The 16,230-nt window shown below is 67.3% G+C and carries 18 protein-coding genes; 14 read left to right on the forward strand and 4 right to left on the reverse strand.

Annotated features, from left to right (window positions below; all coding sequences use genetic code 11):
• Positions 1-46 precede the first annotated feature (46 nt).
• The 8 genes from rpsP to ABL840_RS10660 all read left to right on the forward strand — a co-directional run bounded on the left by rpsP (position 47) and on the right by ABL840_RS10660 (position 6,229).
• Positions 47-310, forward strand: coding sequence for a 30S ribosomal protein S16 (gene rpsP, locus ABL840_RS10625; protein ID WP_093198680.1), 264 nt, complete (start codon positions 47-49; stop codon positions 308-310).
• 15 nt (positions 311-325) lie between these two features.
• Positions 326-880: a ribosome maturation factor RimM gene (gene rimM, locus ABL840_RS10630; RefSeq protein WP_093307042.1), complete on the forward strand. Its 555-nt coding sequence runs from the start codon at positions 326-328 to the stop codon at positions 878-880.
• Positions 881-897: 17 nt separating this feature from the next.
• Positions 898-1,650: a tRNA (guanosine(37)-N1)-methyltransferase TrmD gene (gene trmD / locus ABL840_RS10635; RefSeq protein ID WP_093307043.1), complete on the forward strand. Its 753-nt coding sequence runs from the start codon at positions 898-900 to the stop codon at positions 1,648-1,650.
• A 111-nt stretch (positions 1,651-1,761) separates the two neighbouring features.
• Complete coding sequence (gene rplS, locus ABL840_RS10640; RefSeq protein WP_093198687.1) at positions 1,762-2,142, forward strand: 50S ribosomal protein L19; 381 nt, start codon at positions 1,762-1,764, stop codon at positions 2,140-2,142.
• A gap of 126 nt (positions 2,143-2,268) precedes the next feature.
• Positions 2,269-3,012 (forward strand): CoA pyrophosphatase, encoded by a 744-nt coding sequence (locus ABL840_RS10645; RefSeq protein WP_093307044.1) that lies wholly within the window; start codon positions 2,269-2,271, stop codon positions 3,010-3,012.
• Positions 3,013-3,064: 52 nt separating this feature from the next.
• Positions 3,065-4,066 (forward strand): CobD/CbiB family protein, encoded by a 1,002-nt coding sequence (locus ABL840_RS10650; protein ID WP_093307045.1) that lies wholly within the window; start codon positions 3,065-3,067, stop codon positions 4,064-4,066.
• 23 nt (positions 4,067-4,089) lie between these two features.
• Positions 4,090-5,190: a histidinol-phosphate transaminase gene (hisC, locus tag ABL840_RS10655; RefSeq protein ID WP_093307046.1), complete on the forward strand. Its 1,101-nt coding sequence runs from the start codon at positions 4,090-4,092 to the stop codon at positions 5,188-5,190.
• A 13-nt stretch (positions 5,191-5,203) separates the two neighbouring features.
• Positions 5,204-6,229: a hypothetical protein gene (locus tag ABL840_RS10660; protein WP_093198697.1), complete on the forward strand. Its 1,026-nt coding sequence runs from the start codon at positions 5,204-5,206 to the stop codon at positions 6,227-6,229.
• Between the two features lie 25 nt (positions 6,230-6,254).
• On the opposite strand, the gene rsgA is transcribed toward ABL840_RS10660, so the two are convergent.
• Genes rsgA through ABL840_RS10675 form a run of 3 tightly spaced genes read right to left on the reverse strand, consistent with a single transcriptional unit; the run spans position 6,255 to position 8,877 of the window.
• Complete coding sequence (gene rsgA, locus ABL840_RS10665; protein ID WP_093307047.1) at positions 6,255-7,211, reverse strand: ribosome small subunit-dependent GTPase A; 957 nt, start codon at positions 7,209-7,211, stop codon at positions 6,255-6,257.
• 15 nt (positions 7,212-7,226) lie between these two features.
• Positions 7,227-7,580 carry a 4a-hydroxytetrahydrobiopterin dehydratase gene (locus ABL840_RS10670; RefSeq protein ID WP_093307048.1) on the reverse strand — a complete coding sequence of 118 codons (354 nt, stop codon included), beginning with the start codon at positions 7,578-7,580 and terminating at the stop codon, positions 7,227-7,229.
• Between the two features lie 34 nt (positions 7,581-7,614).
• A complete protein-coding gene (locus ABL840_RS10675) occupies positions 7,615-8,877 on the reverse strand; it encodes a M48 family metallopeptidase (protein WP_093307049.1) in 1,263 nt (420 codons plus the stop codon).
• Between the two features lie 59 nt (positions 8,878-8,936).
• Here ABL840_RS10675 and orn point away from each other — a divergent pair, with 59 nt between their 5' ends.
• The 6 genes from orn (at position 8,937) to ABL840_RS10705 (ending at position 15,628) form a co-directional block, all read left to right on the forward strand.
• Positions 8,937-9,533, forward strand: coding sequence for an oligoribonuclease (orn, locus tag ABL840_RS10680; protein ID WP_093307050.1), 597 nt, complete (start codon positions 8,937-8,939; stop codon positions 9,531-9,533).
• Positions 9,534-9,788: 255 nt separating this feature from the next.
• The gene (locus ABL840_RS10685) at positions 9,789-11,657 is read left to right on the forward strand and encodes a DEAD/DEAH box helicase (protein WP_093307051.1); all 1,869 of its coding nucleotides are present in this window, start codon (positions 9,789-9,791) and stop codon (positions 11,655-11,657) included.
• Positions 11,658-11,882: 225 nt separating this feature from the next.
• Positions 11,883-12,956 (forward strand): NAD/NADP-dependent octopine/nopaline dehydrogenase family protein, encoded by a 1,074-nt coding sequence (locus tag ABL840_RS10690; RefSeq protein WP_093307052.1) that lies wholly within the window; start codon positions 11,883-11,885, stop codon positions 12,954-12,956.
• The gene (locus tag ABL840_RS10695; protein ID WP_093307053.1) at positions 12,946-13,953 is read left to right on the forward strand and encodes a 3-hydroxybutyryl-CoA dehydrogenase; all 1,008 of its coding nucleotides are present in this window, start codon (positions 12,946-12,948) and stop codon (positions 13,951-13,953) included. The genes ABL840_RS10690 and ABL840_RS10695 overlap by 11 nt, the downstream gene beginning before the upstream one ends.
• Entirely contained in the window at positions 13,950-14,747 is a 798-nt protein-coding gene (locus ABL840_RS10700; RefSeq protein WP_093307054.1) for an alpha/beta fold hydrolase, read from the forward strand. Before ABL840_RS10695 ends, ABL840_RS10700 begins: the two co-directional genes overlap by 4 nt.
• Positions 14,744-15,628, forward strand: a complete 885-nt coding sequence (locus ABL840_RS10705) for a quinone oxidoreductase family protein (protein WP_093307055.1) — start codon at positions 14,744-14,746, stop codon at positions 15,626-15,628. The genes ABL840_RS10700 and ABL840_RS10705 overlap by 4 nt, the downstream gene beginning before the upstream one ends.
• A gap of 19 nt (positions 15,629-15,647) precedes the next feature.
• Here the strand turns inward: ABL840_RS10705 and ABL840_RS10710 are convergent, their stop codons facing one another.
• Complete coding sequence (locus ABL840_RS10710; protein ID WP_093307056.1) at positions 15,648-16,124, reverse strand: MarR family winged helix-turn-helix transcriptional regulator; 477 nt, start codon at positions 16,122-16,124, stop codon at positions 15,648-15,650.
• Positions 16,125-16,230: the final 106 nt, after the last annotated feature.

Below are 16,230 nucleotides of genomic sequence, written 5' to 3' on the forward strand. Positions count from 1 at the left end.
GGCCTTCTTCAATCCACTAGGCCTGCTGACCACCCAAGGATAAATCATGGTCGTCATTCGACTCTCCCGCGGCGGCTCCAAAGGCCGTCCGTTCTTCAACATCGTCGTGTCGGACAAGCGCGTTCGCCGCGATGGCCGTTTCATCGAGCGCCTGGGCTTCTACAACCCGACCGCCAAGGAAAACGAAGAAAGCATCCGTATCGCCCAGGACCGTCTGGCCTACTGGAAGAGCGTCGGCGCACAAGCTTCGCCCACCGTTCTGCGCCTGATCAAGCAAGCTGCCTCGGCAGCCCCCAAGGCGGCAGCCTAAGCCGCCCGCACGGCGATGTTGCCTGCACTCGAAGCCGCCGAATTGCCGGCGGATGCGATCGAAGTAGGGCGCATCGCCGATGCCTGGGGCATCAAGGGCTGGTTCAAGGTCCTGCCCCACAGCGCCCGACCCGAGGCGCTTTTTTCTTCCAAGCGCTGGTTCCTGCAGGCTCCCGGAGCCTCTGCGAGCACAGCCTTCCGGCTCGCGATCCGCGAAGCCAAGGAACATTCCGATTGCATCGTTGCCACGTCCGCGGACGTGCCTGACCGCAACGCCGCCGAGGCGCTGCGCGGGGCGCGCGTGTTCGTGCCGCGATCGAGCTTTCCTACCGCTGGCGACGACGAGTACTACTGGGTCGACCTGATCGGCCTGTCGGTGGTCAACCGCGAAGGCGTGGTGCTCGGCGCGGTGCGCGAGCTGCTCGCAACCGGCCCGCAGACCACGCTGGTGCTGGCCGCGGAGGAAGAGGGCAAGGCCATCGAGCGCATGGTGCCCTTCGTCTCCGCCTTCGTCGACAAGGTCGACCTGCCCGGGCGGCTCATCACGGTCGATTGGCAGCCGGACTACTGACCGGCGCCCTGCGCGGCATGCGCTTCGACGTTCTCACGCTCTTTCCCGAGATGTTCGCGCCCTTCGTGGCCAGCGGCGTAACGCGTCGCGCCTACGAATCGGGACAGGTCGAGGTCGTGCTGTGGAGTCCGCGCGATTTCGCGCAGGGCAACTACAAGCGCGTGGACGACCGCCCCTTCGGAGGCGGCCCCGGCATGGTGATGATGGCGGAGCCGCTGGCGGCCTGTCTCGATGCGGCGCTCGCGGCGCGTGGTGCCGGCGGCGAAGTGCCGGTCGTGCTGTTTTCCCCTATCGGCGAGGCGCTGCGGCACGAATCGGTCGAGCGCTGGTCGGCCAGCGAAGGGGCTGTGCTGATCTGCGGGCGCTACGAAGGCATCGACCAGCGCTTCATCGACTCGCGCATCACCCGCCAGATCAGCCTTGGCGATTTCGTGCTTTCGGGCGGCGAGATCGCGGCGATGGCCCTGCTGGACGCTGTGGCCAGGCTGCAGCCCGGCGTGCTTGGCGACGAGGCCAGCCATGTCCAGGACAGCTTCAATCCCGCGCTCGACGGCCTGCTCGACTGCCCGCACTACACGAGGCCCGAGCAGTGGAACGGGCAGGGCGTGCCGGCGCCGCTGCTCTCCGGCCATCACGCCCAGATCGAGCGCTGGCGCCGCGACCAGCGACTCGCGATCACGGCCGCCCGGCGGCCGGAACTGATCGAGGCGGCCCGCGCTGCCGGGCGTCTTGGCAAGGCCGATGAGGCCGTGCTGAAAAAAAAGCTATAATCCCCGGTTCCCCGATCCTCTGTCCGGCCGCGTCCGGTCTTCTTGCGGTTCTTTCCGCAAAAGCCAAAGGCGCCTTTTGTGTAGCCCGGCACGATCGAATATCAGGAAATCATGAACCTCATACAGACCCTCGAGCAGGAAGAAATCGCCCGTCTCGGCAAGACCATCCCCGAATTCATGCCCGGTGACACGGTCATCGTCAGCGTGAACGTCGTCGAAGGTACCCGCAAGCGCGTGCAGGCCTACGAAGGCGTCGTGATCGCCAAGCGCAATCGCGGCCTGAACAGCGGCTTCACCGTGCGCAAGATCTCCAGCGGCGAAGGCGTGGAACGTACCTTCCAGACCTACAGCCCGCTGATCGCCGGCATCGAAGTCAAGCGTCGTGGCGACGTGCGCCGCGCCAAGCTGTACTACCTGCGTGACCGCAGCGGCCGTTCGGCACGTATCAAGGAAAAGCTGCCGAGCAAGTCGACGGCTGCATCGGCCGCGTAATAGCTGCCTTCCTGTCGTGCAAAAAGCCGCCGCTCTGGCGGCTTTTTGCATTGTTGCCCCCGCTCAGCGACAACTTTCCCTTTTTCCGCTCTACTTCGTCCACCCGACTCCGGTACCTTTCATCTCTTGACCAACTCGTCCACTTCCCCGCAGGCCGCCTCCGCCGAAATCGTCAACGCCGTGGCGCCGCCCACGCTGCTGCAGTTCGACCCGCGCAAGGTGCCTTTCGTGGCTGGGGAAGTCCAGGGGTTGCCGGCTGTGGCGGCCTCGCAACTGACGGCACAGGCGCTGCGGTCGCGCTTCGCCACCCCGCCTGCCTGGACGCCCGAGCTGCGCCGTGAGCCGAAGATGACCGACCGCGTTCCCGCGCAGGCCGCTGTGCTGGTGCCTATCGTGCAGCGCCCGCAAGGCGCGACGGTGCTGCTGACCGAACGCACCTCGAACCTGTCGACGCATTCGGGGCAGGTCGCCTTCCCCGGCGGCCGCGTCGACCCGGAGGACGCCAACATCGCAGCCGCCGCGCTGCGCGAGGCCTGGGAAGAGGTCGGCCTCTCCGCGCAGTACATCGAGGTGCTTGGCAGCCTGCCGACCTATACGACGGTGACTTCGTTCATCGTGACGCCGGTGGTCTCGCTGGTTCAGCCCGACTTCGAACTCACCATCAATCCTTATGAGGTAGCAGAGGCCTTCGAGGTGCCGCTCGCGTGGCTGATGGATCCAGCCAATCACCGCCACCACACCGTGCCCGCACCCGACGGCACGCGGCGCCAGTGGTACTCGATGCCCTATCAGGACGGTGCCGATGAGCGCTTCGTGTGGGGCGCGACCGCCGGCATGCTGCGCAATCTCTACCATTTCCTCGCTGCCTGAGACGAGCCTGAATACGGCCTGAACCTTCGGGCGCTCTCGCTATCATCGAAGGATGAGCTTTTTTGCCATCCTGTGCGCTCTGTTGATCGAGCAGGTGCGGCCCCTGGGCCCGCACAACCCCGTGTACGGCGCGGTGCTGGCGTGGACACGCTGGACCAGCCGCAACTTCGACGCGGGCAAGCCGCATCACGGATGGATCGCCTGGGGTCTCGCGGTCTTCGTACCCACGATCGGCGCACTGGGCATTCACTGGCTTCTTGTGCTCACGCTGGGCCTGCCGTTCGCGGTGCTCTGGAGCATTGCCGTGCTCTACGTCACGCTGGGCTTCCGGCAGTTCAGCCACCACTTCACCGACATCCGAGATGCGCTCGACGAGGGCGATGAGCCGCTGGCGCGCTCGCTGCTCGCGCACTGGCAGGGCGTCGACGCGGCCGATCTCCCGCGCAGCGAGATCGTGCGCCACGTCATCGAGCACTCGGTGATCGCCGCGCACCGCCATGTGTTCGGCGTGCTCGCATGGTTCTCGATCATCGCGGCCATCGGACTTGGCCCGGCGGGCGCGGTGTTCTACCGCATGAGCGAGTTCGTCTCCCGCTACTGGGCGCACAAGAACGGCGCCGCGATCCAGCCTTCGAGCATTGCCGTTCAGGAGGCCGCCGATCGCGCATGGCACGCCATCGACTGGCTGCCCGCGCGCATCACCGCGCTGGGCTTCGCGGTGGTCGGCAGCTTCGAGGAAGCGATCGACTGCTGGCGCAACGACGCGCAGCGTTTTCCCAACGAGAACGACGGCGTGATCCTCGCGGCCACCTCGGGCGCCGTGAATGTGCGCCTGGGCGGCGGCTCGCTGCGTCCGATCCCGGTCACCGATCCGCTTCCGCGCGCCCAGGCCGGCGAATCGCTGGCCGACGGCCGCCGCACCGACAGCGGCAGCACGCCGGGGCGTGAACCCGAGCCCGGCCACCTGCGCAGCGTGGTGGGGCTGGTCTGGCGCTCGGTCGTGATGTGGATGGTGCTGCTGGCCTTGCTGACCCTGGCTCGCCTGCTCGGCTGAGCGGCAAAGGAACGCACAAGCCCATGACGCAAGAAGGACAACCGGCGCCTGTCTTCTGGAGCCCGCGCATCGCCGCGCTCGAGCCCTACGTGCCCGGCGAACAGCCGCGCATCGAGAACCTCGTCAAGCTCAACACCAACGAGAACCCGTACTCGCCGTCGCCGGTGGCCATCGAGGCCATCCGGCGTGCGGCCGAGAACGGCCTGCAGCTCTATCCCGATCCCGCATCGCTCGCACTGCGCGAGGCCGTGGCGCGGCGGCACGATCTGAAGGCTGAGCAAGTGTTCGCAGGCAACGGCTCCGACGAAGTGTTGGCGCACGCCTTCTTCGCGTTCTTCCAGCAGGCCGAGCCGCTGCTGATGCCCGACGTGAGCTACAGCTTCTACAAGGTCTACGCGCAGCTCTACGGCATTGCCTGCGAGCAGCAGCCCGTGGACGAGGGATTGCGCATCGACGTCGACGCCCTTGCGGCGCGCGCTCGCCAGGGCTGCGCGGGCATCGTCATCGCGAACCCGAATGCGCCGACGGGCATCGGCCTGCCGCTGTCGCGCATCGAGCAACTGCTCGAAGCCTGCCCCGATCGCGTGGTGCTGGTCGACGAGGCCTATGTCGATTTCGGCGGCGAGAGCGCGCTGTCGCTGATCGACAGGTATCCGAACCTGCTGGTGGTGCAGACCCTCTCCAAGTCGCGCTCGCTGGCCGGCCTGCGCGTCGGCTTTGCCTGCGGCCAGGCGCACCTGGTCGATGCGCTGGTGCGCGTGAAGGACAGCTTCAACTCTTACCCGCTCGACAGGCTGGCATCCGCGGGCTCGGTCGCCGCGCTCGAAGACGAAGACTGGTTTCGCAGCACCCGGAATAAGATCGTCGACACCCGCGAGGGACTCTGTCTCCAGCTCGAGGACCTGGGCTTCGAGGTGTTGCCGTCGCAGGCCAACTTCGTCTTCGCACGCCATCCGCAACGCGACGCTGCGGAACTGGCTTCGCTGCTGCACCAGCGCGCGGTGCTGGTGCGGCATTTCAGGCAGCCGCGCATCGCGCAGTACCTGCGCATCAGCATCGGCACGCGGGAGCAGTGCAGCACGCTGGTCCGGCAGCTGCAAGACATTCTCAATCCATCCCCCTGAAGGACTCTCTGGCATGTCGACATACGACACCGATCCACGCGCCGAGGCCTGCGCAAGCTTCTGGCAGGCCGTGAGCACCCGGCTCGAGAGCCTTCGCGCCTTGCCTGCCCGCGAACTGATGGAGGGGCTCAACGCACTGCTGGAGCCTCACTTTCCGCGACTGGCCGCCGAGGTGGCCGGCGATCCGCCCGTGTTCAAGCTGGTGCTGACGGCGCACGGATCGGTGGACGACTTCGAAGACCTGATGATGCTCGTGCAGAACAGCCCGAAGCTGCCGAAGGTCGAGGTGGAGGCGTTCCGCCAGCGTTCGCGCGATGGCTTCGGCATGCGCATGAACAACTTCGAACTGGCGAGCTCCGAAGTCCTGGTGAAGCACGAAAGCTACCGGGGGCGGGTGGCGCTGGAGATCGGCTTCGCCAAGCCGATCCCGATGGACATGCAGGACCATGCCCGCCACATGAGCCTCATCATGCTCGACCACATCCTGGGCGAGTACGACTTCGCGGTGAAGGTCGGCGCGGTCGACTATTGCGATGCCGATGCGCAGGCCGGTTTCGAAGGCGTGCCGCTCGACGATTTCGTGCCCCTGTTCGACGCCTGCTGGCGAGACGAACTCGGCCACACCGGCGTGTTTCCGCCGGGCGAGCATGCGTGGTCCGGCTTGAGCGCGACGCGCACCGCCGAGGACGGCCGCGAGATCGAGATGATCGTCATGCGCAACGACGTGGCGACCGCGCTGGTGGGGCGGGCCGACCTGTGCCATCGCCTGTCGGTGGCGGTGCCGGTCGAATCGGGCGAGGAACTCGAAGAGGCTCGCGCCTACGAAGACCGGTTGACGGCGCGGCTGCAGGTGCATGAGGCCGGCTGCTGCACGCACGTGGTGCTGGAGGAGGGCGTGCGCACCATTCACTTCCAGGTGGCCGATCCCGATGGCGCGATCTCGCAGGCGCAATCGCTGCAGGAAGACATGGATCTGGCGGTGGAGATGGAACTCGTCTTCGATCCCACCTGGCAGTCCTACCGGGTCTGGCTCGGCTGACGGACGAGACGAAGCCGCGCTTCGGTCAGTAGCGCTTCTGGCTCAGCTCGGCGAAGAGCTCGCCATAAATTCTGTAGCGGCTCGCGCTGATTGCGCCCGGCGCCTCGGCCGTCTCCACGTTCGCGATCACGCCGCAGCCCGGCTCGTGCAGGTGGGTGCAGTTGTAGAACTTGCAGTCGCCGGCATGCTCGGCGATGTCGGGCATGAGCCCGGCAAGCTGCATCGGCGCGATGTGGTTCAGGCCGAATTCCTGGAAACCCGGCGAGTCGATCAGGCCGGTGCTGCGGGCTTCGTCGATCCAGTACCAGGTGGTGCTCGTGGTCGTGTGCTTGCCCGAGTTCAGCGCCTGCGAAATCTCCTGCGTCAGCACGTCCGCGCCGGGCACCAGCAGGTTGGTGAGCGTGCTCTTGCCCGACCCGGACGGGCCCAGGACCAGTGTGCACTTGCCGGCGAGCAGCTTCATCAGGGAAGCGTGGTCTGCCTCCGCCGATGCCTTGAGCGACAGCGGCAGCACGCCGTGGTGCATGCGGCGGTAGGGAGCGAGCCTGGCCCATGCGCGCTCGAAGGGCTCGACCAGGTCGCTCTTGTTGAGTGCGATGATCGGCGCGATGCGCTCGGCCTCCGCGGCGATCAGCGCGCGGGCCAGCTGGTGTTCGGAGAACTCCGGCTCGGCCGCGATCAGGATCAGCACATGGTCGAGGTTGGCCGCGAACGACTTGGTGCGGATCTCGTCCTGCCGATAGAAGAGGTTGCGGCGCGGCAGCACCTGCTCGATGGTGCCTTCGTCTTCACTGGGCTGCCAGCGCACCCTGTCGCCGACCACCGCCTGGCTCTTCTTTCCGCGCGGATGGCAGATCAGCCGCTCGCCCGAGGGCGTTTCGACGATGCAGTGTCGCCCGTGGCTGGCAACGACGAGGCCGTCCTGGAGTGCCTTCGCGGCTGTGGTGGCAGCCGAGGGGGCGGCGCGGCCGGATTTAGCCAAGGGCTCGATCCGTCATCAGGCGGCGGGAGCGGCACCGACCAGCGCGTCGGTCTGGCGGGCGCAGTCGAAGTCGGTGACCGACAGGCCGCCCACGTCGTGCGTGTTGAAGCGCACCACGCAGCGGTTGTAGTGCACCGAAAGGTCGGGGTGATGGTCTTGCGTGTGCGCCACGAAGGCCAGCGCGTTCACGAACGCGATCGTCTCGAAGTAGTTGGCGAAGCCGAAGGTCTTTTCGATGGCGACATTGGCGCCGTCGCCGGTGAGCTTCCAGCCGTCGAGGCGCGCCAGGGCGGACACGATCTCGGTGGCGCTCAGCGCCTTGCGGGGAGGGAGGTTCTTCCAGTCCTTGGGCTTGAACATGCTGCTCATGATGGGCTTCTCCGGAATGCGGGGTTGGATAGGATCAGGCCGCCGTCGCCATGCGGGCGAGGCGCTCGGAAGCCGGAGGATGCGAGTAGTAGAACTTGACGAACACCGGGTCGGGTGTGAGCGTCGAGGCGTTGTCCTGGTAGAGCTTGAGCAGGGCAGCCGACAGGTCGGCGCCGCTGGTCTGTGCCACGGCATAGGCGTCAGCCTCGAACTCGTGCTTGCGCGACAGCCGCGCGGGCAGCGGAGCGACGAAGAAGCCGAACACCGGCACGGCGAGCATGAAGAGCAGCAGTGCCAGCGCGCTGTTGGGCGCCGCCATGTTGGGCTGCACGCCCAGGCCCGTGTAGAACCAGACCTGCGTCGACACCCAGCCCAGCAGCGCGAAGCCGGCCAGGCTCAGGGCGAACATCGCGATCAGCCGCTTCACGATGTGGCGGTGCTTGAAGTGACCCAGTTCGTGCGCGAGCACGGCTTCCACTTCGCCGGCATTGAGCTGGCGCAGCAGCGTGTCGTAGAACACCACGCGCTTGCTGGCGCCGAAGCCGGTGAAGTAGGCGTTGGCGTGGGCGCTGCGCGTGCTGCCGTCCATCACGAACAGGCCCTTGGCGGCGAAGCCGCAGCGCTTCATGAGCGCCGTCACGCGTTCCTTGAGCTTGGGGTCGTCCAGCGGCTGGAACTTGTTGAACAGCGGGGCGATGAAGGTCGGGTAGATCAGCATCAGCAGCAGGTTGAAGCCCATCCACGCGCCCCAGGCCCACAGCCACCACAGCTGGCCCGCCGCGCCCATGAGCCAGAGGATCAGGGCGGCGATGGGCAGGCCGATCACCGCGCCCAGCAGCGTCGACTTGAGTGCGTCGGCCAGCCAGAGCTTCCAGGTCATCTTGTTGAAGCCGAAGCGCTCCTCGAGCCTGAAGGTCTGCCAGAGCGTGAAGGGTAGTTCCAGCAGGCCGCCGATGGCGGCGAAGAGCGCCAGCAGCACCAGTTGCTGCGCCATGCCGCCGCCGATCCAGTCCAGCAGGAGCTTGTTGAGCACATCGAGGCCGCCGAGCAGGGTCCAGCCCAGCAGCAGCGCCGCGCTCCACGCCATCTCGATCAGGCCGAAGCGTGCCTTGGCGATGGTGTAGTCGGCCGCCTTCTGGTGAGCGGCGAGGGTGATGGTCTGCGCGAAAGCGGCTGGCACGGCGCCGCGATGCTGTGCCACGTGGCGCACCTGCCGCGTGGCCAGCCAGAACTTCACGAGCAGGCCCGCGACGATCGCTGCCGCGAAGGCGATGGTGAAGATGAGCGAATAGGACATGGATCGGCGAGTTTAGCCCTCGCTATCCGGGGCCGCAGCCCTTCGACGACAATCCTGCGATGCCCGAATCCCTTGACCCGACGCCCCTCGCAGCCCCGCCGACACTGAAGAAAAGCGACCAGAACCTGGTCTGGCTGGACTGCGAAATGAGCGGCCTCGACCCCGAGAAAGAGCGCCTGCTCGAAATCGCCGTGGTCGTCACCGGCCCCGACCTCACGCCCCGCATCGACGGCCCCGTGCTCGTCATCCACCAGAGCGACGCCGTGCTCGACGGCATGGATGCCTGGAACAAGGGCACCCATGGCCGCAGCGGCCTGATCGACAAGGTCAAGGCCTCCACCCTCGACGAGGCCGCCGCCGAGCAGCAACTGCTGGAATTCATCGCCAAGTACATCCCGCGCAGCGGCTCGCCCATGTGCGGCAACACCATCGGGCAGGACCGGCGCTTCCTGGTGAAGTACATGCCCAAGCTGGAGGCCTATTTCCACTACCGGAACCTCGACGTGAGCACGCTGAAGGAACTGGCCAAGCGCTGGAAGCCCGCGGCGTACAACAGCTTCAAGAAGCAGCAGGCGCATACGGCGCTGGCGGACGTTCACGAGTCCATCGAGGAGCTTGCCCACTACCGCGAGACCTTTTTGCGCCTCGCGGACTGAGTCAAGGCCACGGATTAGGTAAAAACCCGAATTCGTGCCATAATCGCAGGCTTCGCTGACAGGGCAGGTATTTTTGGCCCGGCCAGCGTTTCTTGCATCTCCCTATCTTGCACACCGCGCCCGATCGCATTCGCTGATCGAAAAGGGCCGCAGCCTCGGGCAATCGCCCGGAGTTGAATGTCGTTGGATGGTTGATGTTTTTAACCACCAACGGGGCGCCGCCTACGGCAGCGCTCGCGTTTGAGATTGACATTCATGACCGACGCTTTTGAAGCGCAGGGCGAGTTCGCGCCTGTGCAATCCGCTACCCACAACGAATTCACCGTCGCCACGGACACCGTGTCCGAGGCTCCCATCCTCGAAGCGCTGGACGGCACCGCTCCCGAAGCGGCTGCAGCCGAAGAGCCCGCCGCTCCCAACGGCTTCATCAAGCTGGGCCTCGCGCCCGAACTGATCGCCGCCGTCGCGGACATGGGCTTCACCCAGCCCACCGCAGTGCAGGAAAAGGTCGTTCCCATCGCCATGGGCGACCAGGACGGCGCGGCCAAGTCGGCGCGCTTCGTCGACCTGATGGTTTCCAGCCAGACCGGCTCGGGCAAGACCGCCGCCTTCCTGCTGCCCGTGCTGCACACGCTGATCAAGCGCCAGGCCGAAGCCGAAGCCGAAGCCCGGGCCGAGTTCCAGCGCCTGGCCGCCGAAGCCGCTGCCCGCGGCGAAGCCCCGCCCAAGAAGCCGAAGCGCAAGGACCCGACCAACGCCCGCCATTTCAAGGCCGCCACCCCCGGCGCTCTGGTGCTGTGCCCGACGCGCGAACTCGCGCAGCAGGTCGCGCACGACGCCATCGAACTGGTTCGCCATTGCCGCGGCCTGCGCATCGCCAACGTGGTGGGCGGTATGCCCTACCAGCTCCAGATCGCCCGCCTGCAGAACGCCGACCTCGTGGTCGCCACGCCGGGCCGCCTGCTCGACCTGCAGCGCTCGATGCAGATCAAGCTCGACCAGGTCAAGTTCCTGGTGGTCGACGAAGCCGACCGCATGCTCGACCTGGGCTTTGCCGACGATCTGGCCGAGATCAACCAGCTCACCATCGAGCGCCAGCAGACCATGATGTTCAGCGCCACGTTCGCGCCGCGCATCCAGCAACTGGCCGCCCGCGTGATGCGCGAGCCGCAGCGCGTGACCATCGACAGCCCGCAGGAAAAGCACGCCAACATCAAGCAGGTGCTGTTCTGGGCCGACAACGCCCAGCACAAGCGCAAGCTGCTCGACCACTGGCTGCGCGACACCAGCATCAACCAGGCCATCGTGTTCGCGAGCACGCAGGTCGAGTGCGACGGTCTCGCCAACGACCTGCAGCAGGACGGCTTCAGCGCCGTCGCGCTGCACGGCGCGCTGAGCCAGGGCCTGCGCAACCGCCGCCTGATGGCGCTGCGCAACGGCCAGGTGCAGATCCTGGTGGCCACCGACGTTGCTGCGCGTGGCATCGACGTGCCGACCATCACCCACGTCTTCAACTTCGGCTTGCCGATGAAGGCGGAGGACTACACGCACCGTATCGGCCGCACCGGCCGTGCGGGCCGCGACGGCATCGCCGTCACCTTCGCCGAGTTCCGCGATCGCCGCCGGATCATGGACATCGAGCACTACAGCCGCCAGCAGTTCAAGGCCGATGTGATTCCGGGCATGGAGCCGCAGCAGCGCATGCCGCAATCGCGCCCCGACTTCGGCGGCCGCGGCCGTGAAGGCCACTCGCGCGACCGCAAGTTCGGCGGTGGCGGTGGTGGCTACCGCGGCGGCAATGGCGGCGGCTACGCCGGCGCCAGCGGCTTCAACGACCGCAACTCGCGTGGCCCGGGTGCACCGGGCCCGCGCGGCGGCTATCAGGGCCAGAACGCCGGCTTCGGCGGCGGCCGTGACGAAGGCAGCAACGGCGGCGGCTATGGCCGCAAGCCGGGCTGGGGCGACAGCGCTCCGCGCGGCGGCCACGGTCACGGCCACGGTCACGGCGGCGGTCGTGGCGACGGTGGCTTCGCGCCCCGTGGCAATGGCGCCGGCCATGGTGGTCCGGGCAAGGTTTTCGTGCCCCGCGATGCGCAGAAGCGCGCCTTCAAGCCCGGCCGCTGATCCATTCAGGAGCGCAGCCTGACAGCTGCGCCATCCTTGCGAAAGCCCGCGTTCTCACGAGCGCGGGCTTTTTTCATTTCGGTCCGATTGCGGGTTTGCGAGCACGTGGATGTCTTTGGGTTTGATTGACATCTGAATCGATGAAAAGTAATGTAATGGCGCATTGCTTCCCCGGAGTCGCCCCGCGGCCGCCGGTTCATCGACACCTGCTTTTCGACTTTCGACATGAAAATTGCGATTCTTGGGGGTGGTCATGGCGCCTATGCGGCCGCCGCGGACCTGTCTGAAACCGGTCACGAGGTGCGCCTGTGGCGCCGCGACGCCAAGGCGCTCGAGCCGCTGCTGCGCGCCGGCGCCATCACGCTGAAGGACGCAGCAGGCGCGCGCGAGGTGCCCATTGCGCTGGCCACTGCCGACATCGGCGCCGCCATGCGCGACGCCGAGCTGATCGTCATCCCCACCCCCGCCATCGCCCAGCACGACATCGCGCTCGCGATGGCGCCGCACCTGGCCAACGGGCAGGTGGTGTTCCTGCCGCCGGGCACCTTCGGCAGCTACGTCATGGCGAAGACGGTGAAAGAGGCGGGCAGCCGCGCCGACGTCGCCTGGGCGGAGACCGGCACCTTGCCCTACCTGGCGCGCAAGCATGGCGAGCGCGAGGTCAACGTCACCATCCGCGCCATCCGCCTGCCGACAGGGGTCTATCCGGCCCGCAAGGAGGCACAGGCCATCGAAGTGATCCGCAGGGCCTACCCGGCCGTGCATGGTTGCGGCGACGCACTCTCTGGCGCGCTGATGAACGCGGGCCCCGTCATCCACCCGCCGCTGATGGTGATGAACGCAGCGCCGCTGCAGCACTTCGAGCGCTGGGACATCCATAACGAAGGCACGCAGCGCGCCGTGCGCGACGTGACCGACCGGCTCGACCAGGAGCGCATCGCGGTGCGCGAAGCCTTCGGGCAGGGTGCGCCGCACTATCCGCTGGCCGACCACTACAACAACGACCAGTGGATGTACGGCGATGCCCACAAGCAACTCGTCAAGTCGGGCGACTGGCGGGAGAACATCGACCTGCACTCGCACCGCTACATCACGGAAGACACCGAGCTCGGACTGGCCTTCCTGGCCTCGGCCGCGCGCCACGCCGGCGTGGATGCGCCCATCGCGCACGGCCTGCTGGCCATCGTCGGCGGCTTCCTCGGGCGCGATCTGCGGCGCGGCCCTCGCACCTTCGAGAGCCTGGGCTTCGCCGGCCTGAGCACGGCGCAGCTCAAGCAGAGGCTTCACGATGGCGAATGAAGCGGCCTCTCTGCCACGTTTCGCCGCCGTGGGCGCGGGCCGCATGGGGCGCGGCATCGCGATCGCGTTCGCCTATGCGGGCCATCGCATCTCGCTTATCGACCTGCGCCCGCGCGGCGACGAAGCATGGCAGCGCCTGCGCGACGAAGCAAAGGCGGAGATCGAGGCCAGCCTCTCGGGCCTCGCCCAACTGGGCGTGATCGATGCATCGCAGGTCGGGCCCATCGCAGCGCGCGTGGAGCTCGTCGACGCAACGGCCGCGCCGCGAGCGCTGGCCGCCGCCGAACTCGTGTTCGAAGGCGTGCCAGAAACCATGGAAGCCAAGCGCGAAGCCTTCGAGCACATCAACCGCCACTGCCGCGACGACGCGATCCTGACCTCGACCACCAGCAGCATCCTCGTGACGCAACTCGCGTCGCTCGTGCGGCTGCCGGAGCGCTTCCTCAACATGCACTGGCTCAACCCGGCCTATGTGATTCCGGTGGTCGAGCTGAGCTGCCACCCAGGTACCGATGCAGCCGTGCTCGCGCGCACCAAGGCGCTGATGGAAGAGATCGGCAAGCTGCCCGTGGTCTGCGGCGCCTCGCCGGGCTACATCGTGCCGCGGCTGCAGGCGCTGGTGATGAACGAGGCTGCGCGAATGATCGAGGAGGGCGCGGCCACCGCCGAGGAGATCGACAAGGCCACGCGCTACGGCCTGGGCCTGCGCTTCGCCGCGCTGGGCGTGGTCGAGTTCATCGATTTCGGCGGCTGCGACATCCTGCATCACGCGAGCCGCGAGATGTCGGCCTCGCTCGACGCCGGCCGATATACCGCGCCGGCCATCGTCGGGAAGATGGTCGAGCAGGGGCGGCTCGGACTCAAGAGCGGCAGCGGCTTCTACGACTACGAAGGCCGCGACGTCGCAGCCTATCGGCGCGACGTGCTCTCGCGCACGCTCGGCGAACTGCGGCACGCCGGCCTGTGGCGCGCGCCTGCCGACCGGACCCTGTCATGAGCATCCGCCGTGCCTTCGCCGACCTGTCGGTGGGGCAGGTGCACTACGCGGCCTGCGGCGATCCTGCTTCGCCAGCGGTGTTGCTGCTGCACCAGTCGCCGCGCAGCTGGACCGAATATCGCGCGGTGCTTCCGCTGATCGGCGCGCATCGCCGGGCCATCGCGATGGACACGGCGGGCTTCGGCGACTCGGCCGATGGCGGCGTGCCGGCGAGCATCGAGCAGTGGGCGAGCGTGGCTCGCGAGCTGCTCGACGCGCTGAACATCACGCAGGTCGACGTGGTCGGGCATCACACGGGCGGCGTCGTCGCGGTCGAACTCGCGGCTGCGTTTCCGGAGCGCGTTCGCAGCCTGGTGCTGTCGTCCACGCCGTACACGGACGAGCCCTTCCGGAAGGCACGGGCTCAGCGTCCGCCGATCGACGAGGTCGCACCGAGCGAAGACGGCACTCACCTCGCCGCGCTGTGGCAGAAGCGGCAGGGCTTCTATCCGCCGGGACGCCCCGATCTGCTCGAAGCCTTCGTGCTCGATGCGTTGAAGGTCGAGCGCGTGGAGGAGGGGCACCGCGCCGTGGCGTCGTACCGCATGGAAGAGCGTATCGATCGCATCGTCCAGCCTGTGCTGATCGTGCGCGCTACCGAAGACCCATTCGCGGCACCGCATGCGGCGGAGCTGCAGCATCACCTGCCGCAGGCGCGCATCGTCGACATCGAGGGCGGCATGGTTCCGCTGCCCGACCAGATGCCCGAGGCCTTTGCACGCGTGGTGCTCGACTTTCTGGAGGCGCTGCCTTGAAGGCCGTACGCATTCATGACTTCGATGCGACGCCCGTGCTGGAGGAGGTTGTCGATCCGACGCCTCGCCCTGGCCGCACCATCGTGCGCATGGAGGCCGCGACGGTCGGCCACATCGATCGCACCGTGTGGCGCGGGAACCTCCTGCGCCACCCGCCGCTGCCCTATACGCCAGGCGTGGAGGCTGCGGGTGTCGTCATCGAAAGCGGCCGCTACGAGGCCGGACAGCGCGTGTGGCTGCGCGGCAGCGGCCTCGGCACGCTCTTCGACGGCACCTGGTGCGAATTGATCGACGCACCCGACGAAGCGCTGGGCCTGCTCCCGGATGCGGTGCCGATGACGCTCGGCGCCGCGTTCTTCTCGCCCACGACCTCTGCATGGGTGGCGTTGCACGAAGTCGCGAAGCTGCGGGCCGGCGAGCAGGTTCTTGTGACGGGTGCGAGCGGCGCTGTCGGCTCGCTCGTGATGCAGCTTGCACGCGATGCCGGTTGCGTGGCGACGGCTGTGGCGCCTGGCGAACCTTCTCCTGCGGTCGCCAGTGCCGACCTGTTGATCGACACGGTCGGCGCAGAGGTGCTTGCCGGAACGCTGCCTTCGGTGCGACCCGGCGGCCGCGCGGTGCTGATCGGCTACACCGCCGGCCCCACGCTTTCGCTCGACATCGCGCACTTTCTTCAGCGCGACGTGGCGTTGCTGCCTCTGAACATGTTCCGGCGGGAAGCCGAAGGCCGTGCCGCGGCACCCGAGTTGCTGGCGAGGCTGGCCGACGGCCGCCTGCATCTGGATGTGCGTCCGTTCGCGCTCGCGGATGCCGCTGCCGCGCTCGACTGGATCGCGCAGCGCGGCCATCGCGGCCGCGCTGTTCTCGTGCCCCGCCTCTGAGCGACGGAGCCGGAGAGGCTCACTCTTCTTCCGGTTCGTCGCCCGGCACGCGCACGTGCAGGTCGATCATCTGCCGCAGCGTCTGCTTGAGCTCTTCCGCGCGCCGCAGGCCGAAGGGTTCGAGCACGCGCCGCTCGTGTTCGCGCGCCAGTTCCATCAGGTGCTCGACTGCCTTCAGGCCCTTGCGCGTGATGCGCACCAGCGTGATGCGGCGATCACTCTCGTGGGGCAGGCGCTCGACCTGTCCTCGTGCTTCCATGCGATCCAGCAGCCGCGTCACCGTGGGCTGCTTGGTCACGGTCACCTGCGCGAGCTGGCCGATGCTGATCGGCTCGCTGCCGGCGAGCGATGCCATCACGCGCCACTCCGACACGGAGAAGCCCTGCTGGCGCGCCACTTCGTGGAACTCCGAGGAGATCAGCTGGCTGGCCTGCGCCAGCAGCGCGGGCAGGTAGTCATCGACGAAGCGATGCGATTCGACGGGTTGATCAGCCATGAAGGCACCTCACAGTCGCCACGGGCACGCTGCTTGCATGTCTAGGGTAATTCATGATTGTGGATACATTCATTTGTCAACATTATAGAAAGCACGATGCAACTCC

Source organism: Variovorax sp. NFACC27 (assembly GCF_048301545.1).
Taxonomy (GTDB): Bacteria; Pseudomonadota; Gammaproteobacteria; order Burkholderiales; family Burkholderiaceae_C; genus Variovorax; species Variovorax gossypii.